Here is a 26,638-nt window from a genome sequence, read left to right as displayed (position 1 = left end):
GGGTCAGGGTCGTCGGATCAGGAGGGTTCGACCGGGGCGGCCACCCCTGCCGTACCGGCGGCCGGGGTCGGCGCGACACCGGCCGGCGGCTTCGGCTTGGCGTCCACCCCGGCCTCCGCGCGCTGCTGCGCGGTGATCGGCGTCGGTGCCTGGGTCAGCGGGTCGAACCCGCCGCGCGTCTTCGGGAACGCGATCACCTCACGGATCGAGTCCACGCCGGCCAGCAGCATGCAGATCCGGTCCCAGCCGAACGCGATGCCGCCGTGCGGCGGCGGGCCGTACTTGAACGCCTCCAGCAGGAAGCCGAACTTGTCGGCCGCCTCCTGTTCGCTGATGCCCAGCAGGTCGAACACCCGCCGCTGCACGTCGGCGCGGTGGATACGGACCGAGCCGCCGCCGATCTCGTTGCCGTTGCAGACGATGTCGTACGCGTACGCCAGGGCCTCGCCGGGTGCACCGTCGAACCGGTCCAGCCACTCGTCGGTCGGCGAGGTGAACGGGTGGTGCACCGCCGTCCAGCCGCCCTCCTCCGTCGGCTCGAACATCGGCGCGTCCACCACCCAGCAGAACGCCCACGCGCTCTCGTCGACCAGGTTGGCCCGCCGGGCGATCTCGATCCGGGCGGCGCCGAGCAGTTCCTGCGCCTCCCGCCGGTTGGTCGAGGCGGCGAAGAAGATCGCGTCACCGGGCTTGGCACCGACCGCGTCGGCCAGCCCACCCAGGTGCTCGGCCGACAGGTTCTTCGCCACCGGGCCGCGCGGTCCGCCGGTCTCGGCGTCCAGCACCACGTACGCCAGGCCCCGCGCACCGCGCGCCTTGGCCCAGTCCTGCCAGCCGTCCAGCTCCTTGCGGGTCTGCGCGGCACCGCCGGGCATCACCACCGCACCGACGTAACCGCCCGCGTCGATCGCCCCGGCGAACACCCGGAACGCCGTGCCGCGCAGGTAGCCGGTCAGCTCGGTCAGCTCCACGCCGTAGCGCAGGTCCGGCTTGTCGGAACCGTACCGGTCCATCGCCTCGTGCCAGGTGATCCGCGGCACCGGCCCGGTGATCTCGTGCCCGGCCAGCTCCCGCCACAGCGCGCCGACGATCGACTCGCCCAGCTCGATCACGTCGTCCTGGGTGACGAACGACATCTCGATGTCAAGCTGGGTGAACTCCGGCTGCCGGTCGGCCCGGAAGTCCTCGTCGCGGTAGCAGCGGGCGATCTGGTAGTACCGCTCCATCCCGGCGACCATCAGCAGCTGCTTGAACAGCTGCGGCGACTGCGGCAGGGCGTACCAGGTGCCGGGCTGCAGCCGCACCGGCACCAGGAAGTCGCGGGCCCCCTCCGGGGTGGACCGGGTCAGCGTCGGGGTCTCGATCTCCACGAAGTCACGGTCGTGCAGCACCGTACGGGCGATCTGGTTGGCCCGCGACCGCAGCCGCAGCGCCCCGGCCGGACCGCTACGCCGCAGGTCCAGGTAGCGGTACCGCAGCCGCACGTCGTCGCCGGCGTCGACCTGGTCGTCGATCGGCAGCGGCAGCGGCGCGGCCTCGGACAGCACGGTCAGCTCGGTCGCGGTGACCTCGACCTCGCCGGTGGCCAGCTCCGGGTTGTCGTTGCCCTCCGGGCGACGGTCCACGACGCCGGTCACCCGTACGCAGAACTCGTTACGCAGTGCGTGGGCCAGCTGCATCTCCTCGCGGAACACCACCTGCGCCACGCCGGAGGCGTCGCGCAGGTCGACGAAGATGACCCCGCCGTGGTCGCGCCGGCGGGCCACCCACCCGGCAAGCGTCACCGTCGTGCCGGCGTGCGTGGCGCGCAGGCCGCCGGCGTCATGGGTACGAATCACGGCACGGAACTCCTCATCGCGGGTACGGGACTGCTTCCGCATTGTGTCAGCCCGTCCGGTACCGGTCCGCGCCGATCCCGACCCCGCCGGCACGTACCATCACCGGGCCCGACACCATCACCACCGCTCGCCGCCGGTCCCGGAGTTCACATGCTGCTGCTGAGTTTCGCCGCCGTACTGCTACTCGCCGTGCTGGTGTCGGCGCTGGCCCACCGCACCATCCTGTCCACGGCGGCGTTGTTCCTGGTGGCCGGCTTCCTACTCGGGCCGCAGACCACCGGCGTGCTGGACGTGCAGGCCGACTCGTCGATCGTCAACACCCTCGCCGAGCTGGCGCTGTTCGCCGTGCTGTTCACCGACGGGATGCGGGTCGGCTGGCAGGACCTGCGCTCCGCCTGGCGGCTGCCCGGTCGGGCGCTGGGCTGGGGGCTGCCACTCACCCTGTTGATCACCGCGGTGCTGGCCCACTACGTGGCTGGGCTGGGCTGGGCGGAATCGCTGCTGATCGGCGCGGTGCTGGCCCCGACCGACCCGGTGTTCGCCGCCGCGCTGGTCGGCAACGAGAAGGTGCCGTACCGGCTGCGGCATCTGCTCAACGTCGAGTCCGGGATCAACGACGGCCTCGCGTTGCCGTTCGTGATCCTGTTCCTGGCGATCGCCACCGGCTCCGGCGACCTGCACCTCGACGAGCTAGCCACCGAACTCGCCGTCGGCCTGGCCATCGGAGTCGCCGTCCCCGCACTGGCGATCGCCCTGGAACGGACCCGGTGGTTCTCCGCGTCGGCCCTGTACGCGCCGCTCAACGGGGTGGCGATCGGCCTGCTGGTACTGGCGCTCGGGCAGGCCACCCACGGCAACCTGTTCCTGGCCGCGTTCGCCGCCGGCAGCACCATCGCCACCTTCGGCCCGCGTCAGCGGGCCGCGTTCGAGCATTTCGGCGAAAGCGTCTCCGAGTTGCTCAAACTCGCCGCGCTGTTGGTCTTCGGCGCGCTCATCTCGATCGAGTTCCTCGGCGAGATCTCCTGGCCGGGCTGGGTCTTCGCGGTGCTGGCCATCTTCGTCGCCCGGCCGGTGGCGCTGGCGATCGCGTTCGTCCGCTCCGGCCTGGCACCCCGGGAGCAGGCGGCGGCCATGTGGTTCGGGCCGAAGGGCTTCGCGTCGGTGGTGTACGGCCTGATCGTGCTCAAGTCCGGCATCGACGCCGCCGACGAGGTGTTCCACCTGGTCGCCCTGACCATCGTGATCTCGATCCTGCTGCACTCGTCGACCGACGTGGTGATCGCCAACGCGTTCGACGACGAGCGGAAGACGCCGGCCTGGCACGACCGCTTCCGGCGCCCAAGGGCCGACACCAGCCACGGCCCGGATCAGTCGTCGGAAGACTGACGACAGGGTCGCGGCACGCCGGACCGCGTACGGCCATCACGACGTGGCCGACTGCGGCGGCCTGGCTCTCTGCGGGTAGATCGTTTCGTGCCGGGCCAGCATGGCGACGATCTCGCCGATCTTCCGCTCGCGGGTCTGCGCCCGTTTGACGCCAATCACCCGGTTGATGAGGGCAAAACGGTTGGTCCTGGTGAGTACGTCGAACATTGCCTGGGCGGCGGGGTCAGCGGCGATCGCAGCGAGCAGATCGGCCGGCACCACGGCTTCCGAAGGCGGCGCATAGGCGGCCGCCCACCGTCCGTCTCCCTTCGCCGCGTCCACCGCAGCACGGCCGGACGGCATCATCCGCCCCTGTGCCTCCAACCGGGCCACGTGGGCGACGTTGCGCTGTGACCAGGAGCTGCGGGTCCGGCGCGGGGTGAACCGGATCCAGGAAGTCTGCTCATCCCGCTTCCGAGCCTGCCCATCGATCCAGCCGAAGCACAGCGCCTCGTCGACCGCCTGCTGCCAGGTCAGGGTGGTGACTGTGCCGCCCTTCCTGGTCAGGGCGAGCCACACTCCGGGCGATGTGCCGTGGTTGGCCGACAACCACCCGCGCAACGCCTCGGCGTCCGCGACGATCAACTCGTCCAACTCGGCGCTTGCCATAACGGCAGGCTAGCCGGTACGCCGTGGCCGCAGCTTCCGCCCGTTCGGCCGGCTCGACCCTGCCTGGTTGCATCGCACCCGGACTTCGGACGGGCTGCCCTGCGAAGTCGCCGCAGGTGAGCCGACCCGTGCGTACCAGGCCGGACAGCAGGTGACACCCAGACAGCGGATACGCGTACGTAACGTGATTGAAATGTCAGAATGCCAGCATCTGGCACGACCCAGGTCTCGATCGCTCATGGAGGTCCGGCTTGTTTCTCACCCGGCACGAGCAGGAGCGACTGCTCATCCACGTCGCAGCCGACGTGGCCTGGAAGCGCCGTGAGAGGGGCATCCGGCTCAACCACCCGGAGGCGACCGCGGTGATCACCGCCTTCCTGTTGGAGGGTGCCCGGGACGGCCGCAGCGTGGCGGAGCTGATGGAGGCCGGGCGCACCGTGCTCGGCCGCGAGGACGTGCTCGACGGAGTGCCGGAGATGCTCCCCGAGGTGCAGGTGGAAGCCACCTTCCCCGACGGGACGAAGCTGGTCACCGTACACGAGCCGATCTCCTAGGAGCGAGATTGAGCGCACCATCCACGCCGTCGGGCACCGACGGCGGCACAGTCGTTCCCGGTGAACTGATCCCCGGCGACGGGCCGGTCACCCTCCATCCCGGCCGTCCGGTGCTGACCCTGCCGGTCGTCAACACTGGCGACCGGCCGGTGCAGGTCGGCTCGCACTACCACTTCGCCGAGGCCAACCCGGCGCTGGACTTCGACCGGTCCGCCGCGTGGGGCCACCGGCTGGCGGTGCCGGCCGGAACCTCGGTGCGCTTCGAGCCCGGCGTCGACCGGGAGGTCACCCTGGTGCCGTTCGGCGGTCGGCGGATCGTCGCCGGGCTGCGCGGCGAATGCGGCGGCGAGCTGGACGGGCGCGGCCCGGCCGGCGGTACGGGCACCGGGCGCCCGGCCGACCAGGCGGGCACCGGTGAGACGGGAGGCACGGCGTGAGCACCCTGGACCGACGGCGGTACGCCGCACTGCTCGGCCCGACCACCGGTGACCGGATCCGGCTGGCGGACACCAACCTGCTGATCGAGGTCGAGGAGGACCGCTGCGCGCCGCCCGGCGCCGACGGCACCCCGGCGTACGGCGACGAGGTGGTCTTCGGCGGCGGGAAGGTGATCCGCGAGTCGATGGGCCAGTCCCTGGCCACCCGGGCCGAAGGGGCACCCGACACGGTGATCACCGGCGCGGTGGTGCTCGACCACTGGGGCGTCGTCAAGGCCGACGTCGGCATCCGAGACGGCCGGATCGTCGCGCTCGGCAAGGCCGGCAACCCGGACACGATGGACGGGGTGCACCCCGACCTGGTGATCGGGCCGGGCACCGAGATAATCGCCGGCAACGGCAAGATCCTCACCGCCGGGGCGATCGACAGCCACGTACACCTGATCTGCCCGCAGATCCTGGAGACAGCGCTGGCCAGCGGCGTCACCACCATCATGGGCGGCGGCACCGGGCCGGCCGAGGGCAGCAAAGCGACCACGGTCACCCCCGGCCCGTGGCACCTGGGCATGATGCTCGCCGCGCTCGACCCGTGGCCGGTCAACGTGCTGCTGCTCGGCAAGGGCAACACGGTCAGCGAAGAATCCATGTGGGAGCAGCTGCGCGGCGGCGCCGGCGGGTTCAAACTGCACGAGGACTGGGGCACCACCCCGGCGGCGATCGACGCCTGCCTGCGGGTGGCCGACGCCTCCGGTGTGCAGGTGGCGATCCACACCGACACCCTCAACGAAGCCGGGTACGTGGAGTCCACCCTGGGCGCGATCGCCGGCCGGTCGATCCACGCGTACCACACCGAAGGGGCCGGCGGCGGGCACGCGCCGGACATCATGCGGGTCGCCGCCGAGCCGAACGTGCTGCCGTCGTCGACCAACCCGACCCGCCCGCACACCGTCAACACCCTCGACGAGCACCTCGACATGCTGATGGTCTGCCACCATCTGAACCCGAGCGTGCCGGAGGACCTGGCGTTCGCCGAGAGCCGGATCCGGCCCAGCACGATGGCCGGCGAGGACATCCTGCACGACCTCGGCGCCATCTCGATGATCGGCTCCGACTCGCAGGCGATGGGGCGCGTCGGCGAGGTGATCCTGCGGACCTGGCAGACCGCGCACGTGATGAAGGCGCGCCGTGGCGCGCTGCCCGGCGACGGGCCGGCCGACAACATGCGGGCCCGACGGTACGTGGCCAAGTACACGATCTGCCCGGCGGTCGCGCACGGCATCGAGGGCGAGGTCGGCTCGGTCGAGCCGGGCAAGCTGGCCGACCTGGTGCTGTGGGATCCGGCGTTCTTCGGCGTACGGCCGCATCTGGTGATCAAGGGCGGCATGATCGCCTGGGCGCAGATGGGCGACGCGAACGCGTCCATCCCGACCCCGCAGCCGATGCTGCCGAGGCCCATGTTCGGCGCGTACGGCACCGTGCCGGCCGCCACCAGCCTGGCGTTCGTCGCGCCGGCTGCGATCGACGCGCTGCTCGGTGACCGGCTCGGGATCCGTCGCCGGCTCGCCCCGGTCGCCGACACCCGGCGGCGGGGCAAGGCCGACATGCCGCTGAACGACGCCACCCCCCGGATCGAGATCGACGCGGACACGTTCACGGTACGCATCGACGGGGAGACGATCGAGCCGGCTCCGGCGGTGGAGCTGCCGATGGCGCAGCGCTACTTCCTGTTCTGACCGCCGGCGATGATGACGATGTGTCACGCCCGGACCCGCCGATGAGCGGGCTCGCCACGCTGCTGGTGCTGGCCGATGGCCGGTTGCCGGCCGGCGGGCATGCCCACTCCAGCGGGCTGGAGGCGGCCGTCGTCGCCGGCCGGGTCCGTGACCTGGCCGGCGTGGCGGCGTACCTGACCGGCCGGCTCACCACCGGTGGGCGTACCGCCGCCGCGTTCGCTGCGGCTGCCACGGCCAGCGCAGCGGCAGCCCACGGTGCCACCGCGACCGGAGCCGCCGGCCGGCTGGACGCGCTCGACGACGGTATCGACGCCCGCACCCCGTCGCCCGCGCTGCGCCGCGCGTCGCGGGCACAGGGCCGGGCGTTGCTGCGCGCCGGACGGGGCATCTGGGCGCTGCCGGCGGGCGGCCCCCGGGACCGCCACCAGCCGGTCGCGCTCGGCGTGGTCGCCGCCGCCGCCGGCCTCGGCCCGGCCGATGCGGCGCTGGCCGCCGCATACACCGCCGTCACCGGACCGGCCAGCGCCGCCGTGCGGCTGCTCGGCCTCGACCCGTACGCGGTGCACGGCCTGCTGGCCCGGCTCGCGCCGGACATCGACGCGGTCGCCGCCGGGGCGGCCGCCCTGGCCGACCGGCCGGTCGACGACCTGCCCGCCGGCTCGGCCCCGATCCCGGAGGTCGACGCCGAACACCACGCCACCTGGGAGGTGCGTCTCTTTGCGTCCTGAACCACACACCCACGTCCACGGCGGGTCCGCCGAACCGCACGCGCACACCGACGGGGAGGTACCGCACACCCACCCCGATCCGGGGGTCGACCCGCACCCGCCCCGGCTGCCGGACGGCTCCCCCGCGCTGCGGATCGGCATCGGCGGGCCGGTCGGCTCCGGCAAGACCGCGCTGGTCGCCGCGCTGTGCCGGGCGCTCGCCGACGAGTTGCGGCTGGCCGTGGTCACCAACGACATCTACACCACCGAGGACGCCGACTTCCTGCTGCGCAACGGCGTCCTGCCGGCGGAGCGGGTCCGGGCGGTGGAGACCGGCTGCTGCCCGCACACCGCGATCCGCGACGACATCTCCGCCAACCTTGACGCCATCGAGGACCTGTCCGACCAGTTGGGCACCCTCGATCTGGTGCTGGTGGAAAGTGGCGGGGACAACCTGACCGCCACGTTCAGCCGGGGCCTGGTCGACCAGCAGATCTTCGTGGTCGACGTGGCCGGCGGCGACAAGGTGCCGCGTAAGGGCGGGCCGGGGGTGAGCACCGCCGACCTGCTGGTGATCAACAAGACGGACCTGGCGCCGCTGGTCAACGCCGACCTGTCGGTGATGGAGCGCGACGCCGCCGCCCGCCGGGGCGAGCTGCCGACGGTGTTCCTGTCGCTGGTGCAGGACCGCACGGCGACGCCGGTGGCCGACTGGATTCGGGGGTTGCTCCGGGCCCGCGCCCAGACACCGGCGGAGGTCGCCGGCTGATGCGGGCCCACGCCCGGCTGGTCGCCGAGGTCGACGCCGCCGGGCGGACCCGGCTGGTCTGCCTGCGCGGCGAGCCGCCGCTGGTGCTGCGCCGCACCGGCCCGGCAGCGGCCGCCGACGGCGGCGAAGTCCAGGTGCACCTGGTCGGCGCGGCGGCCGGCCCGCTCGGCGGCGACGACCTGCGGCTGGACGTCGAGGTCGGGCCGGGGGCGCGAGTGTGTCTGCGTACCGTCGCGGCGTCGCTGGCGTTGCCCGGACCTGACGGCCGCCGGTCGACGCTGCAGATGCTGGTCCGGGTTGCGACCGGCGGCGAGCTGCGCTGGCTGCCGGAGCCGTTGATCGCCGCCGCCGGCTGCCACCACCTGTCCCGGTCGGTGGTGGAGCTGGCCGACGGCGCGGCCGTGGTGTGGCGGGAGGAGCTGGTCTGCGGGCGCGACGGTGAGCCGTCCGGCGACGCCCGGATCGACACCACCGTCCGGTACGCGGGCCGCACGGTGCTGCGTACCGACCTGGCGGTGGGGCCGCGCGCCGACGGCTGGGCCGGGCCGGCGGTGCTCGCCGGGGCGAAGGCGACCGGTTCGGTGCTGGTGGTCCGGCCGGAGTGGGCAGCCGGTGGGCCCCCGGCGGCCGGCCCGCTCGGCCCCGGCGCGGCCCGGCTGCCGCTGGCCGGCGGGCCGGCGGTGCTGGTCACCGCGACCGGCCCGACCGCCCGCGGCGTCCGCGCCGAACTCGACCGGGCCGAACCCGACCGAGCCGAACCGGACCGGGCCGGGGCTCAGCCGCCGACGTAGGCGGCGAGGTGCTCACCGGTCAGCGTCGAACGGGCCGCGACCAGGTCGGCCGGGGTGCCCTCGAAGACGATCCGACCACCGTCGTGACCGGCACCCGGCCCCAGATCGATGATCCAGTCGGCGTGTGCCATGACCGCCTGGTGGTGCTCGATGACGATCACCGACTTCCCGGCGTCGACCAGCCGGTCGAGCAGGCCGAGCAACTGCTCGACGTCGGCCAGGTGCAGGCCGGTGGTCGGCTCGTCGAGAACGTAGACGCCGCCCTTCTCCGCCATGTGGGTGGCCAGTTTCAGCCGCTGCCGCTCGCCGCCGGACAGGGTGGTGAGCGGCTGGCCGAGGGTGAGGTAGCCGAGCCCGACGTCGGCGAGCCGACGCAGGACGGCGTGCGCGGCCGGGGTGCGGGCGTCGCCGGACGCGAAGAACTCCTCGGCCTCGGCCACCGACATCGCCAGCACCTCGCTGATGTCCCGGCCGCCGAGCTGGTACTCCAGCACCGCCGCCTGGAACCGCCGGCCCTGGCAGTCCTCGCAGACGGTGGCGACGCCGGCCATCATCGCCAGGTCGGTGTAGATGACCCCGGCACCGTTGCAGGTCGGGCAGGCGCCCTCGGAGTTGGCGCTGAACAGCGCCGGCTTGACCCCGTTGGCCTTCGCGAACGCCTTGCGGATCGGGTCGAGCAGCCCGGTGTACGTCGCCGGGTTGCTGCGCCGAGAGCCTCGGATACCGGTCTGGTCGATCGACACCGCCCCCGCGTCGGCCGGGATCGACCCGTGCAGCAGCGAACTCTTGCCGGAGCCGGCGACCCCGGTCACCACGACCAGCACACCGAGCGGGATGTCGACGTCGACGTCGCGCAGATTGTTGGCGTTCGCGCCACGGATCTCCAGCGCGCCGGTGGGCTCGCGGACCGACTTCTTCAGGTTGGCCCGGTCGTCGAGGTGGCGGCCGGTGACGGTGACGCTGGCCCGCAGCCCGTCCACGGTGCCTTCGAACATCACCTCGCCGCCGGCGGTGCCGGCACCGGGGCCGAGGTCGACGACGTGGTCGGCGATCGCGATCGTCTCCGGCTTGTGCTCGACGACCAGCACCGTATTGCCCTTGTCCCGCAGCCGCAGCAGCAGGTTGTTCATCCGGGCGATGTCGTGCGGGTGCAGCCCGATGGTCGGCTCGTCGAAGACGTAGGTGACGTCGGTCAACGACGACCCGAGATGCCGGATCATCTTGGTGCGCTGCGCCTCACCGCCGGACAGGGTGCCCGCCGGGCGGTCCAGCGAGAGGTAGCCGAGGCCGATCTCCACGAACGAGTCGAGGGTGTGCCGCAGCGCGGTCAGCAGCGGTGCGACCGACGGCTCGGCCAGCGCCTGGACCCACTCGGCGAGGTCACTGATCTGCATCGCGCACGCGTCGGCGATGTTGATCCCGTTGATCTTCGACGACCGGGCCGCCTCGTTCAGCCGGGTGCCGGCGCAGTCCGGGCAGGTGGTGAAGGTGATCGCCCGCTGCACGAACGCCCGGATGTGCGGCTGCATCGCGTCGACGTCCTTGGCCAGGAACGACTTCTGGATCCGCGGGATCAGACCCTCGTACGTCACGTTGACGTTGTCGACCTTGATCCGGGTCGGCTCCTTGTACAGCAGGTCGTGCAGCTGCGACTTGGTGAACCTGCGGATCGGCTTGTCCGGGTCGAAGAAACCGCAGCCGCTGAAGATTCGCCCGTACCAGCCGTCGACGCTGTAGCCGGGGATGGTCAGCGCGCCCTCGTTGAGCGACTTGCTGTCGTCGTACAGCGCGGTCAGGTCGAAGTCGGTGACCGACCCCCGACCCTCGCAGCGCGGGCACATGCCGCCCAGCCGGGTGAAGGTCTGCTTCGTGGTCTTGCTGGCGCCGCGTTCGACGGTTATCGCCCCGCTGGCCCGCACCGACGCCAGGTTGAAGGAGAACGCGTTGGGCGGGCCGACGTACGGCTGCCCGAGCCGGCTGAACAGGATCCGCAGCATCGCGTTGGCGTCGGTGGCGGTGCCGACCGTGGACCGCGGATCGCCGCCCATCCGCTCCTGGTCGACGATGATCGCCGTGGTCAGCCCATCGAGCACGTCGACCTCGGGCCGGGCCAGCGTCGGCATGAACCCCTGCACGAAGGCGCTGTACGTCTCGTTGATCAGGCGCTGCGACTCGGCCGCGACCGTGCCGAACACCAGCGAGCTCTTGCCCGAACCGGAGACCCCGGTGAACACCGTCAGCCGGCGTTTCGGGATCTCGACGCTGACGTCCTTGAGGTTGTTGACCCGCGCGCCGTGCACCCGGATCAGGTCGTGACTGTCGGCGGGGTGCGGGGTGGACGGCCGCTCCCCCGAGGCGGTGGCCCTGCTCATCGAGAATCCCTACCTATCGAGTCTGCTGGATGCGGATCAGGTTGCCGGCGGGGTCACGCACGGCACAGTCGCGGACCCCGTACGGCTGCTCGGTCGGCTCCTGGACGATGTCCGCGTCGCCGGCCTGCAGCCGCTCGAAGACCCCGTCGAGGTCGCTGGTGGCCAACAGGATGCCGGCGTAGGTGCCCTTGGCCATCATCTCGGTGATCGTACGGCGCTCGTCGTCGGTGATGCCGGGGTCGACACCCGGCGGGTGCAGCACGATCGCGGTGCCGGGCTGGTCGACCGGGCCGACGGTGAGCCAGCGCATCCCGTCGTAGCCGACGTCCAGGCGCAGCTCGAAGCCGAGCAGGTCGCGCCAGAAGGCCAGCGCGGCGTCGGCGTCGGCGTGCGGCAGGAAGCTGGAGTGAATCGTGATGTCCATGCCGGTCACGCTAGTTGCGCCGCCGGAACCCGCGCTTCTCGATTCCTGATCGGTCTGGTTACCTGTTTTGCCAGGCAGGCGGGCATCTCCGGGCGGGCGGAGCCGGCCCGGCGCCGGTAGACGCTGGGCGGGACGCCGACCAGTTCGGTGAACCGGGTGCTGAAGGTGCCCAGCGACGCGCAGCCGACCGCGAAACAGACGTCGGTGATGCTCAGGTCACCCCGGCGCAGCAGCGCCATCGCGCGTTCGATGCGCCGGGTCATCAGGTACGCGTACGGCGACTCGCCGTAGGCGCGCCGAAACTCGCGGCTGAGGTGCCCGGCCGACATGTGCACGCCACGGGCCAGGGCCTCGACGTCGAGTGGCCGGGCGTACTCCCGGTCGATCCGGTCGCGCACCCGGCGCAGCCGCGCCAGGTCGCCCAGGTGCTGCTCCTGCCTCGCACTGCCGGTCACCCGGGCGATGCTGCCACACCCCGTCGGCACTTCCCGCCCGGCGCGGCCCAACCTACGGTGCGGCGGGAGCGTAGCGTGCGTTCGGCATGTGAACGACACGTAGGAAGGCGGGCAGGCGCCACGGCCGCGGCCCTCCGACGACGACGTCGCGACGCAGAGCGGCGACGGCGGTGCCGGTCCGACCGAACAGCATCAGGTTGAACCGGGCCGGACGGAACCGCAGCCGGACGTCGACCGGGTCGTCCGGTGGGGCGAGCCGGATCCGTCCGTCACCGAGCACGACGGTCGCGGTCGGGGTGTACGCAGAACGGAACTGCACCGCGATCGGCCGTTTCGGCATTGCCCGCGAGGTGTCCAGCAGGACGCCGTAGTCGTGGTGCAGCATCCCGAGAAAGAACTGGTCGAAGTACAGCGACGCGTAGTCGTCGGGCATCGACCAGGGGCGGCGCAACACCCGGGCGATGTCCCAGCCGTGCACCAGCAGCTCGTTGACCAGGTGTGCCACCATGCCGGCGATCGGCACCCGCGCGTCGCCCAGCCACTGGACGGTCCTTTCCGGCGGCAGCTGGGCGGTCGCCGCGAGAATCGCGTCGGTCGCCTCGCCGAGCAGTTCGGCGAGGCGAGCCGGGTCGCGTTCGGTGAAGTGCCGCAGCACATGGTCGTTGACGTCGGCGACGGTGTCGACGTTCGCGGCGGACAGGGCCGCGCGGATGTCGGGGATCTGCAGCGGCGGCTCGTCACCCTCGACGAGGGTGACGTACAGCATCGCGATGCTCACCACGTGCGCGGCGGTGTCCGACACCGTCCAGTCGCGGGTCGCCATCGCCTTCGGCTGACTGTCGACTGTCAGCAGTGATTGGAATCGGTCGGTGAGGACACTCAACGCCGTACGGGCCAGGGTCCAGCGGTCAACGGGCACAACGAAACTCATCCGGTGATCGTGGCACCGGCTGCGTCGACAGTGTTCCTTGACGTTGCGCGTTTCATGCGCGATTTCCGATGAGCCGACCCTGGCCGGGGTCGCGCCTGGCGACGACACGGGCGAGGGTGCGCAGCATGGTACGGACGAAGCGGTCGAAGACACGGTCGGGCAGAATCCGCCGGGCCGCCAGGATCACCCTGGCGGCCCGGCCGACGGGGTAGCGGGTCCGTGGCCGGCGGGCGCGCACCGCTCTGGCGACGGCGTCGGCGACCACCGAGGGCGGCGACGCCGGGCCGTCCTCGACCGCGAGGATGGCCGCGCCAAGTGCCGCCTGGTCGGCGTACGGGCCGCGACCCGAGGTGTCGAGGAGATGCTGGCCGGCGATGGCGGGCCACTCGGTGGCGATCGCACCGGGCTGGATGACGACCACGTCGATGCCGAGTGGGGCGAGCTCCATCCGCATCGAGTCGCTGAGTCCTTCGACGGCGAACTTGGTGGCGTGGTACCAGCCGCCGAGCGGCTCGTGGATCTTCCCACCGATTGACGAGATGTTGACGATGCGTCCACTGCCCTGCCGGCGCATCTGCGGCAGCACGAGTTGCGTCAGCCGGGCCAGGCCGAACACGTTGACGTCGAACTGGCGGCGGGCCTCGTCCAAGGGCACGTCCTCGACCGCGCCGAACGAACCGTACCCGGCGTTGTTGACCAGCACGTCGACCCGCCCGGATTCGGCCAGTACCTGTTTGACGAGGTCGACCAGCGCGGCGTCGTCGGTGATGTCGGCCCGCACGGGCCGGATGCCGACGTCGGCCAACGGGGTGATCCGGTCGAGCCGGCGGGCGACGGCGTAGACGTGGTAGCCCATGGCGCGCAGCTTGCGGGCGGTGGCCTCGCCGATGCCGGAGGAGGCGCCGGTGACGACGGCGACCTTGTCGCTCATGATCTCTCCCTTGGTAACCAACTAGATAGTTACATCATCGGCGCTACCCGCGCAGTTGTCAACCAACCAGTTGGTTTTGGGTAGGCTGGCGGCATGGTCCGCGACTCCACCGCCACCAAGCACCGGATCCTTGACGCCGCCACCGTCGAGTTCGCCGCCCACGGCCTGGCCGGCGCCCGGGTCGACCGGGTAGCCGAGCGCGCCGGCGCCAACAAGCAGCTGATCTACGCGTACTTCGGCAGCAAGGAACGGCTCTTCGACACCACCCTCGCCACCCACCTGGAGCGCTTCATGGAAGCGGTGCCCTTCGACGCAGACGACATACCCGGCTACGCCACCGCGATGTTCGACTTCGGCGTCACGCACCCGGACCTGCTCCGACTGCTGCAGTGGCACACCCTCGAACGGCCCGGCGAGCTCGCCCGGATGGAGCAGAACCACCACACGACCCGACGGAAACTGGCCGCCCTGGCCGAGGCCCAGGCCGCCGGCCTGGTCGACGACACGCTCCCGCCCGCCGAACTGCTCGCCGTCGTTCTCGCCGTCGCCCGGGCCTACGACGATCCGGCGCCGACGTCGGTGGCCGCGCGCCGGGCCAGCGTGACCACCGCCGTACGCCGGCTCGTCACCCCCGGCCCGCGCCCGTAGAGCCAGCTCGTCACTCCGCCCGCGACCGTAGAACCCGGCGACCCGGGTCCGGCGCGCCGCCGGTCCGCGACATCGAAACGGTTGTGCCGGGAACCAGCGACGCCGTTGCACCGACTACTCCTATCGGACCCCGGGACACATTATTGACTGACGTCTATCTGGAGCGCTCCGTGCCGCGACCCCGCATGCTTGCCGCCGTCCTCGCCGCGTCGATCGGACTCACCACAGCCTGCAGCGCTGACTCCGGTGGTGGCGCCACCTCGACGACATTGCGGATCGGGTTGGGCACCGAGTCGGGCGCACTGGACCCGCACGCGTTCACCGGCAACTTCCTGCTCCTCGACGCCATCTACGAGCCACTGGTCAGCTACGGCGAGGACGGGCAACTGGAGCCGGGCCTGGCCGAGTCCTGGACGGTGGCACCGGACGGACGGCAAGTGAGTTTCGACCTACGCGACGACGTGCACTTCACCGACGGGACGCCGGTCGACGCCATGGCCGTCAAGTGGAACTTCGACCGGTGGGTGGGCAACGAACGCTTCTCGTTCTTCCGGGCCTCGCAGGTCGTCTCCGCTGTGGACGCCCCGGATCCGGACACAGTCGTGCTCACCCTGTCCGAACCGTACGAACCGCTGCTGCAGGAGTTGTCGATCGTCCGTCCTGTCCGGCTGCTCAGCCCGGAGTCCGCCGGCGCCGACGGCACCTTCCAGGACCCGGTGGGCACCGGGGCGTGGAAGCTGGTGTCCAACGGCGCCACCGGCACCGTGCTGGAGCGCAACGACGACTACTGGGGGCCGAAGCCCAGTCTGGAACGGCTCGAGTTCAAGGTAATCCCGGATTCGCAGGCCCGCGTCGACGCACTCACCAACGGCGAGATCGATCTGATCGGCGGCGCCTACCTGGCCCCGATCACGCCGGTGGAGGCGCAGTCCTTGCGCGATCGCGCCGGCGTACGGCTGATCACCGGCGCGGCGGACGTCTCGATCCTGCTCGGGTTCAACCCCGACGGCCCCGCCGGCGACCGGGCGGTCCGAGAGGCCGTCGGCCGGGCGATCGACACCGAGGCGCTAGCGACGGCGTTGTTCCTGGGCCAAGCGGAACCGGCCCGTCGGGTGTTCCCGCCGAGCGTGCCGGACTCCGGTACCGATCTGCCGGTCGGCTTCGACCGGGCCGCCGCAGGGCGGGTGCTAGACACCGCAGGCTACCTCCGCGAAGGGGAGATCCGGACCCGCGACGGCGAGCCGCTGTCGTTGCGGCTGCTCATCCCGGCCGCACCGGCCGAGGGGCAGCTCGATCCGCGCACCATGGCCGCCGCGATCGCCTCCGCTCTGCAGGAGGTGGGGATCGGCGTGGAACTGGTCCCGGTCGACGCCGCCGCCTACTACGACGAGCGGGCCGAGGGCAGGTACGACCTGACCTTCTTCGAAACCCTCGGCGCCCCGTACGACCCGTCCAGCTCGATCGTGTCCCTGTTCACCGACGGGGCCCGAGCGCCGCTGTGGGTGACGCCGACCACCGAGGACCTGGTCGACAAGGCGTTGTTCGCCACCGACCCCGCTGAACGTTCCGAGGCCTACCAGGACCTCTACGAGGCGGTGGCCGCTGATACCGGGTTCGTCCCGTTGGTGTACCGGCCCCGACTGTGGGCGGTGCGCGACGGGGTGAACGGCTTCGCGGTGCCGCCCACCGACGTAGATCTCGAACTGACCGGGGTCACCGTCGGGTGAGCGTGTCCCTGCGGCCACGGACCGTCGGCGGCCACCTCGTACGGTGGACCGTCGACACCGTCGGCGTGCTGCTCGCGCTGTCGGCCGGAACGTTCGCGCTGGTGCTGCTGGCCCGCGGCGATCCCGCCGCGGTGCTGGCGGCCACCCGGGCCGGCCGGCCGGCGACTCCGGAGCAGGTCGAGGCCGTCCGCTCCGAACTTGGGCTGGACGCTCCCGCCCCGGTGCGGTACGTGCGGTGGCTGGCCGACGCCGCCACCGGCGACTTCGGACTGTCGCTGCGGACGAACCTGCCGATCGGCCCCGAGGTCGCCGACCGGCTGGCCGTGACGGCGGGGCTGGTGGCGGGATCGGTCGTGGTGGCCGTGGTGGTGGGGATGACCGTCGGCGTCGCCGGGGCGGTGGCCGGGCGGGGGCCGCTGCGTGGGGTACTGCGGATCGGGGCGCTGCTGGCGACGTCGGTGCCGGCGTTCTGGCTGAGCTACCTCCTGGTTCTGCTGCTGGCTCTACGGTGGCAACTGGTGCCGACGTCAGGCATGGCCGGTCCCGCCACCTGGGTGATGCCGATGGCGGTGCTCGGGCTGCCGGCGGCCGGAGTGCTCAGCCGGGTGGTGGCGGTCACGTTACGGGAAGCGATCGACCGGCCGTACGTCCTGGCGGCGCTGGCCCGGGGCAGCGGGCCGATGTCGATCGTGCTCCGCGACGGTCTGCCGAACGCGGCCGGGCCGATCCTGTCCGTAACCGGGGTGATCATCGGCGGTCTGCTGGTTGGCACGGTCGTGGTGGAGCAAATCTTCGGCTGGCCCGGTCTCGGGGCGTACTTCGTCCACGCCGCCGCCGCCCGTGACGTGCCGGCCCTGCAGGCCAGCGCGCTCGTGCTCGGCGGAGGTTTCATCCTGGCCAACCGGCTCGCCGACGTCGTGCAGGTCCTCGTCGATCCCCGGGCCCGGTCGGGGGTCGGATGACGGCCGGACATGGAAAGTGGACGATGCCCGCCCCGGTACGGACGGCGCTGGTCGGCCTGCCGTTGGCCGGGTTCGCGATCGTGGGGCTGCTCGCACCGGTGCTGGCGCCGGCCGACCCGGCGGCCAACGATCTGTCGGCCAGTCTGCTGCCGCCGTCGGCGGCCCATCTGCTCGGCACCGACCAGCTGGGCCGTGACCAGCTCAGCCGGCTCCTGCACGGTGCGCGAATCTCACTCGTCGTCACGGCGGCGGTCCTGCTGGTCTCGGTGACCATCGGGGTGCTCGCCGGCGCTGTCGCCGGATACCTGGGTGGCTGGGTCGACCGAATCGTCGCCCGGGTCATCGACATGGCGGTCTCGCTACCGGGAATGCTGGTGGCGCTGGCGGTCATCGGCGTACGTGGCCCCGGTGTGGAGAATCTCGTCGTCGCGATGTCGCTGTGGACGTGGGCCCCGTACGCGCGGATCGCCCGCGCCCGCGTCGCGGGTCTGCGGGCCAGTCCGCACCTGGACGCGCTGCGGCTGCTCGGCGCCGGCCCGGTGCGCGTCATCGGCCGTCATCTGCTTCCGAGCGCCCTCGCCCCGTGCCTGGTCTATGCCAGCACCGACGTCGGCTCCATCGTCCTCGGCGTCGCCACGCTGAGCTTTCTCGGCCTCGGCATCCCACCACCGCAGGCGGAGTGGGGCCAGATGCTCATCGAAGGCCGGCCCTACCTGGCCTCGGCCTGGTGGCTGGCCTACCCGCCCGGAATCGCGATCACCGCCGTCGTGTTCGCGAGCAACCTGCTCGGCGAACGGCTGGCGGTCGGCGACGAGCGCCCGTCGGTGCTGCGTTGGATACTTCCGGCCCGGCTGCGGGTGCCGCGACCCAGGCGGCCGGGGCCCGGGGTGCCCGCAACCGGCAGCACGGAGACCACGGCCACCGTCACGTCGAGGGCCGCTGCCGACGACGACGTACTGCTGCGGGTGCGCGACCTGTCCGTCGCCTATCCACGCGACGGCGGCATCCGACGCGCCGTCGCCGACGTCTCCTACGCGGTACGCCGCGGCGAGACGCTGGCGATCGTCGGCGAGTCCGGCAGCGGCAAGACCACCTCGGCGTTGGCGCCGTTCGGCCTGCTGGACCCGGGCGCGCTCGTCGCCGGTTCCGCGCGGCTGCGGACCGGATCCACGGCACGTGAACTCATCGGACTCACATTTCGCCATCGCCGCCACGTCAACGGCCGCCAAGTCGGGGTGGTCTTCCAGGACAGTCTCGCCGTGTTCGATCCACTGCGCAGCATCGGTGCGCACGTCGACGAGGCGGTCCGCAACGCGGGCAGCCGAGGTCGGCGGGCTGCGGTCCGCCGGATCAGCGAGGAGCTGCTGCGCCTCGCCGGTCTGCCCGACCCGGCGACGGTCGCCGGCCAGTATCCCCACCAGCTCTCCGGCGGGATGCGGCAACGGGTCCAGATCGCCGTCGCGATCGCGGGTGAGCCGGAGCTGCTCGTCGCCGACGAACCGACCTCCGCGCTCGACGTCACCGTCCAGGCACGGCTGCTCGACCTGCTCGGGCAGCTCCGCGACGAGTTGCGCATGGCCATGGTCGTCGTCAGTCACGACCTGGCGGTGGTCACCCGGCTGGCCGACGCCGTGGCCGTGATGTACGCCGGCCGGATCGTGGAGTACGGGCCGCTCGACACCGTGGTGCGTCACCCCGACCATCCGTACACCCGGGGTCTGCTCGACGCCGTGCCGCGTCCCGGTGCGGCACCGGGCACCCGGTTCCGCACCATGCCGGGACGCTCCGGTGCCGGGCCGGACGACACGTCAGGTTGCGCGTTCGCTCCCCGGTGTCCGATCGCCGTAGCCGGATGCGGCCATGACCAGCCGGTACTGCTGCCGGTGGGACCGGTCCAGGCGCACCGCTCGGCGTGCCCCCGTACCCGTGCGGCCGGAGCGTCGCCGCCCCTTCTGGCACTCGGCGACCTGGACGGAGGCTGACCGATGCTGGAGATCGAACAGCTCACCGCCGACCACCCCCGGCGGCACGGCCGGGGCCGGCAGAGTGTGGTCGAGGACGTCACGCTCCGGGTCGCCGCCAGCGAGATCGTCGGGCTCGTCGGCGAATCGGGCTGCGGCAAGACGACCCTCGCCCGCGTGGTCACCGGACTGCACCGGCCCCGGGTCGGATCGGTGCGGTTCGACGGCGCCGACGTCCATGCCCTGCGCGGTCGCGCGCTGCGGGCACACCGGCGACAGGTCCAGATGGTGTTCCAGGACCCGTACCTGACCCTCAGCCCCGCTCAGACGGTGCGCCAGGCCCTCGCCGAGCCACTGCACATCCACCGGGTCGGCAACGGCCGGTCCCGCGCCGCACGGGTGGACGAGCTGCTCGACCTCGTCGGGCTCGGTCCTGCGGTCGGCGGACGCCGGCCCCGGCAGCTGTCCGGCGGTCAGCAGCAACGGGTGGCGATCGCCCGCGCGCTGGCGCTGGGACCACGCCTGCTGGTGTGCGACGAACCCGTCACCGCGCTCGACGTATCGGTGCAGGCGAAGATCCTCAACCTGCTGTGCGATCTGCGCGACCGGCTCGGCCTGGCCTGCCTGTTCATCTCCCACGACCTCGCCGTCGTCCGGCAACTTGCCAACCGCGTCGCGGTCATGCGGCACGGCCGCATCGTCGAGCAGGGACCGACCGGGCAGGTCACCGGCGACCCGCGCCACCCGTACACCCGGGCGTTGCTCGCGGCGACCCCCGCCATCGACCTCGGCGTCACCGACCGGTCCCGACGTCACGCGTCCGGCCCGGCCGGCTTGTCGTAGACGGTGACGTGGGTGCCGGTGCCGAGGTAGGGCTCCCGACGCCAGCCACCCCACCGGTGTCGACGGCGCAGGCCGGCGAGGCGGGCCATCAGGTCGAGTTCGGACGGCCAGGCGTAGCGCATCGACACCGGGGCAAGCCGCATGCCGTCGTTGCTGATCAGGATGTGCTGTCCGTCGAAACGCTGGTCGACGGGGTCGTGGCGGACCGCGACCAGGCGGACGTGGTCGTGGTCGACGCGGTGGGCGTCGACGCTCTGCTGCCGCTGGTAGCGGGCGAGGTCGGGTACCAGACACTCCAGCACGAACAGCCCGCCGGGCAGCAGCCGCCGGGCGACGTTGGCGAAGCACCGTACCTGGTCCTCCTGGGTCATCAGGAAGAAGAAGGTGGTGAAGACGACGAACACCGTGGCGAACCGGTCGTCGGTGCCGGGATCGACGTCGGCCATGTCGCCGATGGTGACGGGAATCCGGTCGCCGCCTGGCTTGGCCCGCATCCGGGCCACCATCGCCTCGGAGGCGTCGATGCCCCGCAGATCGATCCCGCGACCCGCCAACGGAACGGTGACCCGGCCGGTGCCGACCGCCAGTTCGAGGACCGGCCCGGCCGGCCCGTGCCCGATCAGGTCGGCCAGGCAGTCGACGGCATCGGTCGGGTCGAGGTCGGCGTGCCACTCGTCGTAGACGTCGGCGTTGCGCTCACCGTAGGTCTCCGGTCCGTACGTGGTCATGAGGCTCCTGTCCGAGGCTTCAGTGCAGCGGTCGCATGTCGTGGGTGACGGTGCCGGCGGCGGCCAGCGAGTGGTAGAGGCCGATCTCGGCGGTGTGCCCCTCGGCCATCACCAGGGCGGTGCAGCCGCGTTGGTCGGCGAGGTGGACGATCCGGTCACCGACCTGGGCGGTCGGAAAGAACTCCGGGCCGCCGGGGAACAGCGGTAGCCGCTCGGGTCCGCGCCAGCCGGCGAGTCGGCCCGGCGCCGGTGGATGCAGGAACGTCATGCCGTAGCCACGGTCGGCGCTCAGTGGGGCGTCGAGCAGCCGGGGCCGGCGGCCGAGCGCGATGTCGGTCACCGCGGCGTACACGTTCACTCCGAGCGACCGGCACATCATCTCCCCGATGACCGCGCCGGCGATCCGACCGTTGATCTCCACGACCTCCGGGCCGGCCGGGGTCTGGGCGAACTCGGTGTGTGCCACGCCGTCGGTGAACCCGACCGCAGCGAGGACCTCCCCTATCCAGGTCGCCAGCCGGTCCGACTCGGCCGGCGGGAACGCGACCGGAAAGGCGACGGCCTCCTCCCGGCGGACAGGTTCGGGGGTGTGAATGTGCACAGCGATCCCGAGCAGTCTGGTGTGCCCACGCCAGCTGACGGTCTCGGCGCTGTACACCGGGCCCGGGAAGTACGGTTCGACCACCAGGTGTCGACCCAGCAGGGTGGCTTCGGCGACCTCGCGGGCGGTCCGGTCGCGTTCGGCGTCGTCGCGGATCAGCCACACCGACCGGGACGATGTGCCCGCCGAGTCCTTCACTATCACCGGGTAGCCGATCGCCGCGACCGCCCCGGCGACCGCCTCGCCGGTGGGCTCCACGCGGAGCGCGTCGGCGCGGCTGAGTCCGGCCCGGTGCAGCAGGGTACGGACCTGTGCCTTGTCCCGCAGAGTGTGGGCTACCTGCGGGCCGAGCGTGGCCAGGCCGTACCGGGCCGCCAGCGTCGCACCGGGCAGCATCCACGTGTCGGTGGAGTTGACCAGCCCGGCGAGGTCGGGCAGCCGGTCGAGCACGGCGGCGCAGGCGGCCACGTCGGTGGTGTCGACGTCGATCACCGTCACGTCGTCGGGTCCGAGCCGGTCGAGTTCGTACGCGTAGATCGACCGGTCCCCGGTGAGCAGGCACAGCCGGTGCCCGGACTCGGCGGCGGCGTCGCGCAGCCGGGCGAGGCCGAACGTCAACGCCTCCAGCGACACGATGGTCACGCCCCCGCCTCCTCGGCCTGCCGGGGACGGCTCGCCTGCGCAGGACGGCTCGCCTGCACGATCAGCCGCTGCGCGTGATTGTCGTACGGTTCACCGGCGAAGCCGCCGAAGCAGGTGATGCCGGTGAATCCGGCGGTGTCCAGCATGGTGCGGATCTCGGCGGCGCTGTAGACGAACTGTTCGAAGTACGCGTGCCGGGCGGTGTCGCCCCGGATCAGGGTCCAGTCGCTACGAAACCGGGTCCAGTCGTCCAGGATGGTGTCCCGCATGACCAGATGTCCGCCGCTCACCTCGACGACCTTCGGGGTGCCCGCCCACCGGGCGAAGATCTCCTTGCTGAACAGATCCAGCAAAAGTCGCCCGCCTGGCACCAGGCTCTGCCAGGCGTTGCGCAGTACGAGCTGGTTCTGGGCCGGGTCGGTGAAATACCCGAACGAGGTGTACATGCTGATGATCAGGTCGTAGCTGTCCCGCTCGACGAACTCCCGCATGTCGGCGCGGACCAGACGTAGCGTCACTCCGGCCTGCTCGCCGGCGAGGTCGGCTCGGTCCAGCATGGTCGCGCTCAGGTCCACCCCGGTGACCAGGGCACCGCGTGCGGCGAGCGGCACGGCGTAGGTACCTGGACCGCAGCCGAGGTCCAGCACTCTGGTCCCGGCTGCGACCTCCAGCAGCGGCGAGGTCGCCACCCAGTTCCGGGCCTCCTGCTGACGGTGCGGGGCGAACAACGCGCCGGCGAAGTCCACCCAGAACCCGTCGTCTGCAAACCACTCCATCGGCAGCTCCGAACTCATGCGACGACTGACGCCTTGCAGGTCGCTCAACGACGTGCGGAAGTTCCCCGCCGACCGAAGAAAACTGATTACCTCCACATCAGGGTGAAGCAAATGAATCCTGGATCATTATATCGATGTCGGACATTGTCCAGCGCTCGACTACCAGCGTCCTGATTCGCACGACAACAGGAACCAATCCACCACTCGGAGCGACCAACATGTCAACGGAACGCCTCGACACCGAGCAGGCACATTCTCCAACGACAATGTGATGAACATCAGAGGAGCGATCAGCCCATGCCGTCCACGGGCCCGTCGACGCCCCCGCCGCCGGTACACCTGCACGTCACAGACGCCATCAAGACACCGAGCCTCATCCGCCTGTCGGACACCATGATCCTGGCCCGGTTCGAGACCCTGAAGGTCTACGCCGCCCTCGGCGCGGTACGGGCCCTGCTGGCGGCGGGGACCGTCCGCCCCGGCGACACCCTCGTCGACAGCTCCAGCGGAATTTACGCCCTCGCGCTGGCCATGGCCTGTCACCGGTACGGACTGCGCTGCCACATCGTCGCCTCGACCACGGTGACCCCGACCATCCGGTCGCAGTTGGAGATCCTCGGCGCCACCGTGCACCAGATGCCCGTCGAGAGCGATCTGCGACTGGACCAGCACCGACGCGTGGCGCGGATACGGGAGCTCCTGCGCGCCAACCCCGGCATGCACTGGATGCGCCAGTACCACGACCCGGTGCACCGACTCGGCTATGCCGAACTGGCGACACTCGTCCGGGCCGCCGTACCGCAGGTCCCGCTGACCCTCGTCGCCAGCGTCGGCACCGGTGCGTCCAGCGCCGGACTGATTCTGCCGATCCGCGCCCACGACCCGTCGACCCGGCTCGTAGGTGTCCAACCGTTCGGCAGCGTCAGCTTCGGCAGTGAACGGTTTCCGGATCCGGACGCGATCATCGCCGGGATCGGCAGCGCCATCCCTTTCGACAACGTCCACCACGAACTGTACGACCAGGTGCACTGGATCGGCTTTCGCCACGCCATGGCCGGCACCATCGCGCTGATGCGGTCTCATGCGGTCTTCGCCGGCCTCTCCACCGGTGCGGCGTACCTCGCAGCGCGGTGGGAGGCCCGCCGTCACCCGGAACGGGTGCATCTGCTGATCGGAGCCGACACCGGCCATCGGTACGTCGACAAGGTCTTCGCCCGCCACCGCGAAGCCCTCGACATGGAGACGTTGGAGCCGGTGGAGATTGCCTCTCTCGACGAGCTGGCCCCGCCCTGGTCGACCTTGCCGTGGGCGCGACGCGCCCATCCGCCGTCAGCCGGCCAGGACCTGCACCCCGCCGCCGTCACCGGCGGCCCAGGAACAGACCGGCCCGCAACAGACCGGCCCGCGACGGCCGGATGAGCGCAGCTAGGAACCCTGCTGCGGTACGCGGCGTCCCAGCCATCGCCCGACAGTGAGCACCAGCACCGGAAGGATGACACACTGGGCGGCGACGACCAGCCAGAAGCCGGGTAGGAACCCGACTTGTTCGAACGCCCCGTACACGCTGCCCCCGGCGACGCCACTGAGGAACGAACCGACCCCCACCGCGAGCCGTTGCTGGCCGAAGGCCACCGTCGCCGACCTTCTCGACCCCGCCAACGCTTCGAGGTCGTTCTTGAGGAACAACACGGCGCTGCCGGCGCTGATCGCGGCGACCCCGCAGACCACCGCCGGACCGTTGCCAACCGCGAACGCGGCCATCCCGGTCGCCAGGGCACCGAATCCGATGGCCATCGCCGCCGGGTAGCTCATCCTCCCCACCCGCTCGGCGACCAGGGGCTGCACCACCACCAGGCCGAGCGAATAGCCCATCATCGCCGCCCCGAACAACAGGGTCGCCATCCGGCCCTGGGCGTAACTGGAGAGGTACTGGTAGAACTGCATGTGCACGTAGAACGACACGGCGGTGACGACGAACGGCAGCACCGCCACCCCGTGCAGCATCCGCCGGAACGGCTCCACCGGTGGCGCGTCGGCGACCTGCCGCTCCCGGCGGAGAAAGACGTGACCGAGCGCCACACCGGCGTACACCGTCGTCACGGCCGCGAACATCACGGTCGGCCGGTGCACGAACAACGCCCCCACCACCGGCCCCACCGCTATACCGAGGTTGCCTGCGGCGTTGCCTGCCGACACCAGCCGGGGCCGCTGCTCGTCGCCCACCTCGTGCACCAGATAGCTGCGGTACGCCGGCGAGTACAGTGATCCGCCGCCGGAGATGAGCAACAGGCCGGCGACGGTCAGCACCGGGAACCGCTGTCCCGCGAGGAACGCCGCCCCGCCGAGGCTGTACAGCGTGAGGGCCGCCACCAGGGCCCGCTTGAGACCGACCCGCTCGGCCACCGCAGCGGTCGCCGGGGCGCTGGCGAACTGCACCAGGGTCGCCGCCCCGAGCACCACCCCGACCTGCGCCATGCCCACGCCCATGCGTTCCCGCAGCAGCACGGCCAGGTACGGATAGATCGAGAACGAGCCGACGTTGACCAGGAATCCGCCGATCAGCACGGCCCACTGGGCCCGGGTGAAGGAACCCCTGCGCAACGCCGACCAGGGGCGGTTGCCCGCAGCCGCGCGGGGGGTGGCCGGTGCGGCCATCAGTCGGCCGGCCCGCCGTCGGATCGGACACCGACCCCGGTCGACGGGTCGACGCCGCCGAAGGCATGCTGGTCGGACGGCAGCACGCCCAGCCCTGGGGCGTCGCCGAGAACGATCCGCCCCTGGTCGAGGCCCAGCCCCCGGAACGGGGGGTCGCGCAGGAGGAACTGGCTGTCGATGTCGATGCGCTCGGCCAGCGGGGCCAGTAGGGCGGCCTGGCTCAGCGCTAGCTCCGACTCGCAGTTGCAGCTGAGCATCACCGACAGGCCCGCCTGGCGGGCGGCCTCCATCACCCGTCGGGTGGCCCGGACCCCGCCGGACTTGGCCAACTTGACCACCACCCCGTCGGCCAGGCCGGCGGCCGCCCGGACACTGTCCACGTCGGTGCAGCCTTCGTCCAGGAAGACCGGCAGCCGGTCGGGCAGCTCACGGTAGCGGCGGTACGCCTCGACCGCGTCTCTCGGGAACGGCTGCTCGACGAGCTGGATGTCGAGGGCACGCAGGGCCGGGGTCAGTTCCTGCGCGGTCCGCAGGTCCCACGCCTCGTTGGGGTCGATCCGCACCGGCAGGTCGGTGACCGCGCGGACGGCGGCCAGCCGGTCGAGGTCCTCGGCGCCGCGCACCTTGATCTTGAACGCGCCGACCGGCGGCGCGTTCGCGACCAGTTCCAGGGTCTGCGCGACGCTGCCGAGCCCGATCGTGTACCCGGTCGGCTCGGGCAGGATGCGCGGTACGCCGTACAACTGCCATGTCGGCACGCCGGCGGACCGGCCCACCCAGTCGTGCACCGCGCCGTCGAGTGCCATCCGCGCGCCGACCGGTCCGTCCCAGTCGGCCACCCGGTCCAGGACCCGGTCCGGATCGGACAGGTCCGGGCCGAGGACGTCTCTGCCGTGTTCGGCGACCGCCGCGACGACCTGCTCGACGGTTTCGCCGTGCGCCCAGGCCGGTGTGCCCTCACCCAGGCCGGTGACGCCGTCGTGGACGACGGCGACGAGGCAGGTGTCCGTCGAGTCGTAGGAGTGCTGTGAACTCCGGAACACCGTCAACAGGCGCAGGGTCATCCGACGGACGTCGAGCTCCATGCGGATCAGCTTGTCACGCACCACGCCGATAATC

Annotated in this window: 25 protein-coding genes; 13 read left to right on the top strand and 12 right to left on the bottom strand. The window is 71.6% G+C overall.

Going from position 1 to position 26,638, the window contains the following annotated elements:
- Positions 1–17: 17 nt before the first annotated feature.
- Positions 18–1,838 carry an aspartate--tRNA ligase gene (gene aspS, locus O7553_RS09955; RefSeq protein WP_281554527.1) on the bottom strand — a complete coding sequence of 607 codons (1,821 nt, stop codon included), beginning with the start codon at positions 1,836–1,838 and terminating at the stop codon, positions 18–20.
- Positions 1,839–1,988: 150 nt separating this feature from the next.
- On the opposite strand from aspS, the gene O7553_RS09950 reads away from it, so the two are divergent.
- Positions 1,989–3,224, top strand: coding sequence for a cation:proton antiporter (locus tag O7553_RS09950; RefSeq protein WP_281554526.1), 1,236 nt, complete (start codon positions 1,989–1,991; stop codon positions 3,222–3,224).
- 36 nt (positions 3,225–3,260) lie between these two features.
- On the opposite strand, the gene O7553_RS09945 is transcribed toward O7553_RS09950, so the two are convergent.
- Positions 3,261–3,872, bottom strand: coding sequence for a YdeI/OmpD-associated family protein (locus tag O7553_RS09945; RefSeq protein WP_281554525.1), 612 nt, complete (start codon positions 3,870–3,872; stop codon positions 3,261–3,263).
- Positions 3,873–4,123: 251 nt separating this feature from the next.
- Between O7553_RS09945 and O7553_RS09940 the strand changes: the two genes are divergently transcribed.
- The 6 genes from O7553_RS09940 to O7553_RS09915 are packed head-to-tail and all read left to right on the top strand — an operon-like array spanning position 4,124 to position 8,863.
- On the top strand, positions 4,124–4,426 hold the full coding sequence (locus tag O7553_RS09940) for an urease subunit gamma (protein ID WP_123601150.1): 303 nt from the start codon (positions 4,124–4,126) through the stop codon (positions 4,424–4,426).
- A gap of 8 nt (positions 4,427–4,434) precedes the next feature.
- Positions 4,435–4,863 (top strand): urease subunit beta, encoded by a 429-nt coding sequence (locus tag O7553_RS09935; RefSeq protein ID WP_281554524.1) that lies wholly within the window; start codon positions 4,435–4,437, stop codon positions 4,861–4,863.
- Positions 4,860–6,596, top strand: coding sequence for an urease subunit alpha (locus O7553_RS09930; protein WP_281554523.1), 1,737 nt, complete (start codon positions 4,860–4,862; stop codon positions 6,594–6,596). Before O7553_RS09935 ends, O7553_RS09930 begins: the two co-directional genes overlap by 4 nt.
- Positions 6,597–6,616: 20 nt before the next feature.
- A complete protein-coding gene (locus O7553_RS09925) occupies positions 6,617–7,324 on the top strand; it encodes an urease accessory UreF family protein (RefSeq protein WP_281554522.1) in 708 nt (235 codons plus the stop codon).
- Positions 7,314–8,072: an urease accessory protein UreG gene (gene ureG / locus O7553_RS09920; RefSeq protein ID WP_348650085.1), complete on the top strand. Its 759-nt coding sequence runs from the start codon at positions 7,314–7,316 to the stop codon at positions 8,070–8,072. Before O7553_RS09925 ends, ureG begins: the two co-directional genes overlap by 11 nt.
- Positions 8,072–8,863 (top strand): urease accessory protein UreD, encoded by a 792-nt coding sequence (locus O7553_RS09915; RefSeq protein ID WP_281554521.1) that lies wholly within the window; start codon positions 8,072–8,074, stop codon positions 8,861–8,863. Before ureG ends, O7553_RS09915 begins: the two co-directional genes overlap by 1 nt.
- Here O7553_RS09915 and O7553_RS09910 read toward each other — a convergent pair.
- The 5 genes from O7553_RS09910 to O7553_RS09890 are packed head-to-tail and all read right to left on the bottom strand — an operon-like array spanning position 8,848 to position 13,976.
- Entirely contained in the window at positions 8,848–11,235 is a 2,388-nt protein-coding gene (locus O7553_RS09910; protein WP_281554520.1) for an excinuclease ABC subunit UvrA, read from the bottom strand. The genes O7553_RS09915 and O7553_RS09910 overlap by 16 nt on opposite strands.
- Positions 11,236–11,248: 13 nt before the next feature.
- Complete coding sequence (locus tag O7553_RS09905; RefSeq protein ID WP_281554519.1) at positions 11,249–11,659, bottom strand: VOC family protein; 411 nt, start codon at positions 11,657–11,659, stop codon at positions 11,249–11,251.
- A gap of 5 nt (positions 11,660–11,664) precedes the next feature.
- Positions 11,665–12,114, bottom strand: coding sequence for a helix-turn-helix transcriptional regulator (locus O7553_RS09900; RefSeq protein ID WP_281554518.1), 450 nt, complete (start codon positions 12,112–12,114; stop codon positions 11,665–11,667).
- A gap of 52 nt (positions 12,115–12,166) precedes the next feature.
- On the bottom strand, positions 12,167–13,045 hold the full coding sequence (locus O7553_RS09895; protein WP_281554517.1) for a maleylpyruvate isomerase N-terminal domain-containing protein: 879 nt from the start codon (positions 13,043–13,045) through the stop codon (positions 12,167–12,169).
- A gap of 52 nt (positions 13,046–13,097) precedes the next feature.
- Complete coding sequence (locus O7553_RS09890; protein WP_281554516.1) at positions 13,098–13,976, bottom strand: oxidoreductase; 879 nt, start codon at positions 13,974–13,976, stop codon at positions 13,098–13,100.
- Between the two features lie 93 nt (positions 13,977–14,069).
- Here O7553_RS09890 and O7553_RS09885 point away from each other — a divergent pair, with 93 nt between their 5' ends.
- The 5 genes from O7553_RS09885 (at position 14,070) to O7553_RS09865 (ending at position 20,117) form a co-directional block, all read left to right on the top strand.
- Positions 14,070–14,624 carry a TetR family transcriptional regulator gene (locus tag O7553_RS09885; RefSeq protein ID WP_281554515.1) on the top strand — a complete coding sequence of 185 codons (555 nt, stop codon included), beginning with the start codon at positions 14,070–14,072 and terminating at the stop codon, positions 14,622–14,624.
- 170 nt (positions 14,625–14,794) lie between these two features.
- Complete coding sequence (locus O7553_RS09880; RefSeq protein WP_281554514.1) at positions 14,795–16,351, top strand: ABC transporter substrate-binding protein; 1,557 nt, start codon at positions 14,795–14,797, stop codon at positions 16,349–16,351.
- Positions 16,348–17,313, top strand: a complete 966-nt coding sequence (locus tag O7553_RS09875; protein WP_281554513.1) for an ABC transporter permease — start codon at positions 16,348–16,350, stop codon at positions 17,311–17,313. The genes O7553_RS09880 and O7553_RS09875 overlap by 4 nt, the downstream gene beginning before the upstream one ends.
- A gap of 23 nt (positions 17,314–17,336) precedes the next feature.
- Positions 17,337–19,295, top strand: coding sequence for a dipeptide/oligopeptide/nickel ABC transporter permease/ATP-binding protein (locus O7553_RS09870; protein ID WP_281554512.1), 1,959 nt, complete (start codon positions 17,337–17,339; stop codon positions 19,293–19,295).
- A gap of 3 nt (positions 19,296–19,298) precedes the next feature.
- Entirely contained in the window at positions 19,299–20,117 is an 819-nt protein-coding gene (locus tag O7553_RS09865; RefSeq protein WP_281554511.1) for an ATP-binding cassette domain-containing protein, read from the top strand.
- Here the strand turns inward: O7553_RS09865 and O7553_RS09860 are convergent.
- From O7553_RS09860 to O7553_RS09850, 3 genes are read right to left on the bottom strand one after another with little or no spacing between them, the layout of a single operon-like run.
- A complete protein-coding gene (locus tag O7553_RS09860) occupies positions 20,087–20,845 on the bottom strand; it encodes a class I SAM-dependent methyltransferase (protein ID WP_281554510.1) in 759 nt (252 codons plus the stop codon). The genes O7553_RS09865 and O7553_RS09860 overlap by 31 nt on opposite strands.
- A 19-nt stretch (positions 20,846–20,864) precedes the next feature.
- The gene (locus tag O7553_RS09855; protein ID WP_281554509.1) at positions 20,865–22,088 is read right to left on the bottom strand and encodes an ATP-grasp domain-containing protein; all 1,224 of its coding nucleotides are present in this window, start codon (positions 22,086–22,088) and stop codon (positions 20,865–20,867) included.
- Positions 22,085–22,864: a class I SAM-dependent methyltransferase gene (locus O7553_RS09850; RefSeq protein WP_281554508.1), complete on the bottom strand. Its 780-nt coding sequence runs from the start codon at positions 22,862–22,864 to the stop codon at positions 22,085–22,087. The genes O7553_RS09855 and O7553_RS09850 overlap by 4 nt, the downstream gene beginning before the upstream one ends.
- Positions 22,865–23,161: 297 nt before the next feature.
- On the opposite strand from O7553_RS09850, the gene O7553_RS09845 reads away from it, so the two are divergent.
- Positions 23,162–24,283: a pyridoxal-phosphate dependent enzyme gene (locus tag O7553_RS09845; RefSeq protein ID WP_281554507.1), complete on the top strand. Its 1,122-nt coding sequence runs from the start codon at positions 23,162–23,164 to the stop codon at positions 24,281–24,283.
- 6 nt (positions 24,284–24,289) lie between these two features.
- On the opposite strand, the gene O7553_RS09840 is transcribed toward O7553_RS09845, so the two are convergent.
- On the bottom strand, positions 24,290–25,519 hold the full coding sequence (locus tag O7553_RS09840; protein WP_281554506.1) for an MFS transporter: 1,230 nt from the start codon (positions 25,517–25,519) through the stop codon (positions 24,290–24,292).
- Positions 25,519–26,625 (bottom strand): enolase C-terminal domain-like protein, encoded by a 1,107-nt coding sequence (locus O7553_RS09835; protein WP_281554505.1) that lies wholly within the window; start codon positions 26,623–26,625, stop codon positions 25,519–25,521. The genes O7553_RS09840 and O7553_RS09835 overlap by 1 nt, the downstream gene beginning before the upstream one ends.
- Between the last annotated feature and the right edge of the window lie 13 nt (positions 26,626–26,638).

The sequence above is a fragment of the Solwaraspora sp. WMMA2059 genome, from assembly GCF_027497315.1.
Lineage (GTDB): Bacteria > Actinomycetota > Actinomycetes > Mycobacteriales > Micromonosporaceae > Micromonospora_E.
This window is presented reverse-complemented; position numbering and strand designations above follow the sequence as displayed.

What these genes read in the sequence shown, in the direction of transcription:
- O7553_RS09905 (WP_281554519.1), bottom strand. Translation starts at nt 11,659, where the DNA reads ATGGACATCACGATTCACTCCAGCTTCCTGCCGCACGCCGACGCCGAC.
- O7553_RS09910 (WP_281554520.1), bottom strand. Translation starts at nt 11,235, where the DNA reads ATGAGCAGGGCCACCGCCTCGGGGGAGCGGCCGTCCACCCCGCACCCC.
- O7553_RS09915 (WP_281554521.1), top strand. Translation starts at nt 8,072, where the DNA reads ATGCGGGCCCACGCCCGGCTGGTCGCCGAGGTCGACGCCGCCGGGCGG.
- O7553_RS09850 (WP_281554508.1), bottom strand. Translation starts at nt 22,864, where the DNA reads ATGGAGTGGTTTGCAGACGACGGGTTCTGGGTGGACTTCGCCGGCGCG.
- O7553_RS09860 (WP_281554510.1), bottom strand. Translation starts at nt 20,845, where the DNA reads ATGACCACGTACGGACCGGAGACCTACGGTGAGCGCAACGCCGACGTC.
- O7553_RS09945 (WP_281554525.1), bottom strand. Translation starts at nt 3,872, where the DNA reads ATGGCAAGCGCCGAGTTGGACGAGTTGATCGTCGCGGACGCCGAGGCG.
- O7553_RS09895 (WP_281554517.1), bottom strand. Translation starts at nt 13,045, where the DNA reads ATGAGTTTCGTTGTGCCCGTTGACCGCTGGACCCTGGCCCGTACGGCG.
- O7553_RS09840 (WP_281554506.1), bottom strand. Translation starts at nt 25,519, where the DNA reads ATGGCCGCACCGGCCACCCCCCGCGCGGCTGCGGGCAACCGCCCCTGG.
- O7553_RS09865 (WP_281554511.1), top strand. Translation starts at nt 19,299, where the DNA reads ATGCTGGAGATCGAACAGCTCACCGCCGACCACCCCCGGCGGCACGGC.
- O7553_RS09870 (WP_281554512.1), top strand. Translation starts at nt 17,337, where the DNA reads ATGCCCGCCCCGGTACGGACGGCGCTGGTCGGCCTGCCGTTGGCCGGG.
- O7553_RS09890 (WP_281554516.1), bottom strand. Translation starts at nt 13,976, where the DNA reads ATGAGCGACAAGGTCGCCGTCGTCACCGGCGCCTCCTCCGGCATCGGC.
- O7553_RS09885 (WP_281554515.1), top strand. Translation starts at nt 14,070, where the DNA reads ATGGTCCGCGACTCCACCGCCACCAAGCACCGGATCCTTGACGCCGCC.
- O7553_RS09950 (WP_281554526.1), top strand. Translation starts at nt 1,989, where the DNA reads ATGCTGCTGCTGAGTTTCGCCGCCGTACTGCTACTCGCCGTGCTGGTG.
- O7553_RS09845 (WP_281554507.1), top strand. Translation starts at nt 23,162, where the DNA reads ATGCCGTCCACGGGCCCGTCGACGCCCCCGCCGCCGGTACACCTGCAC.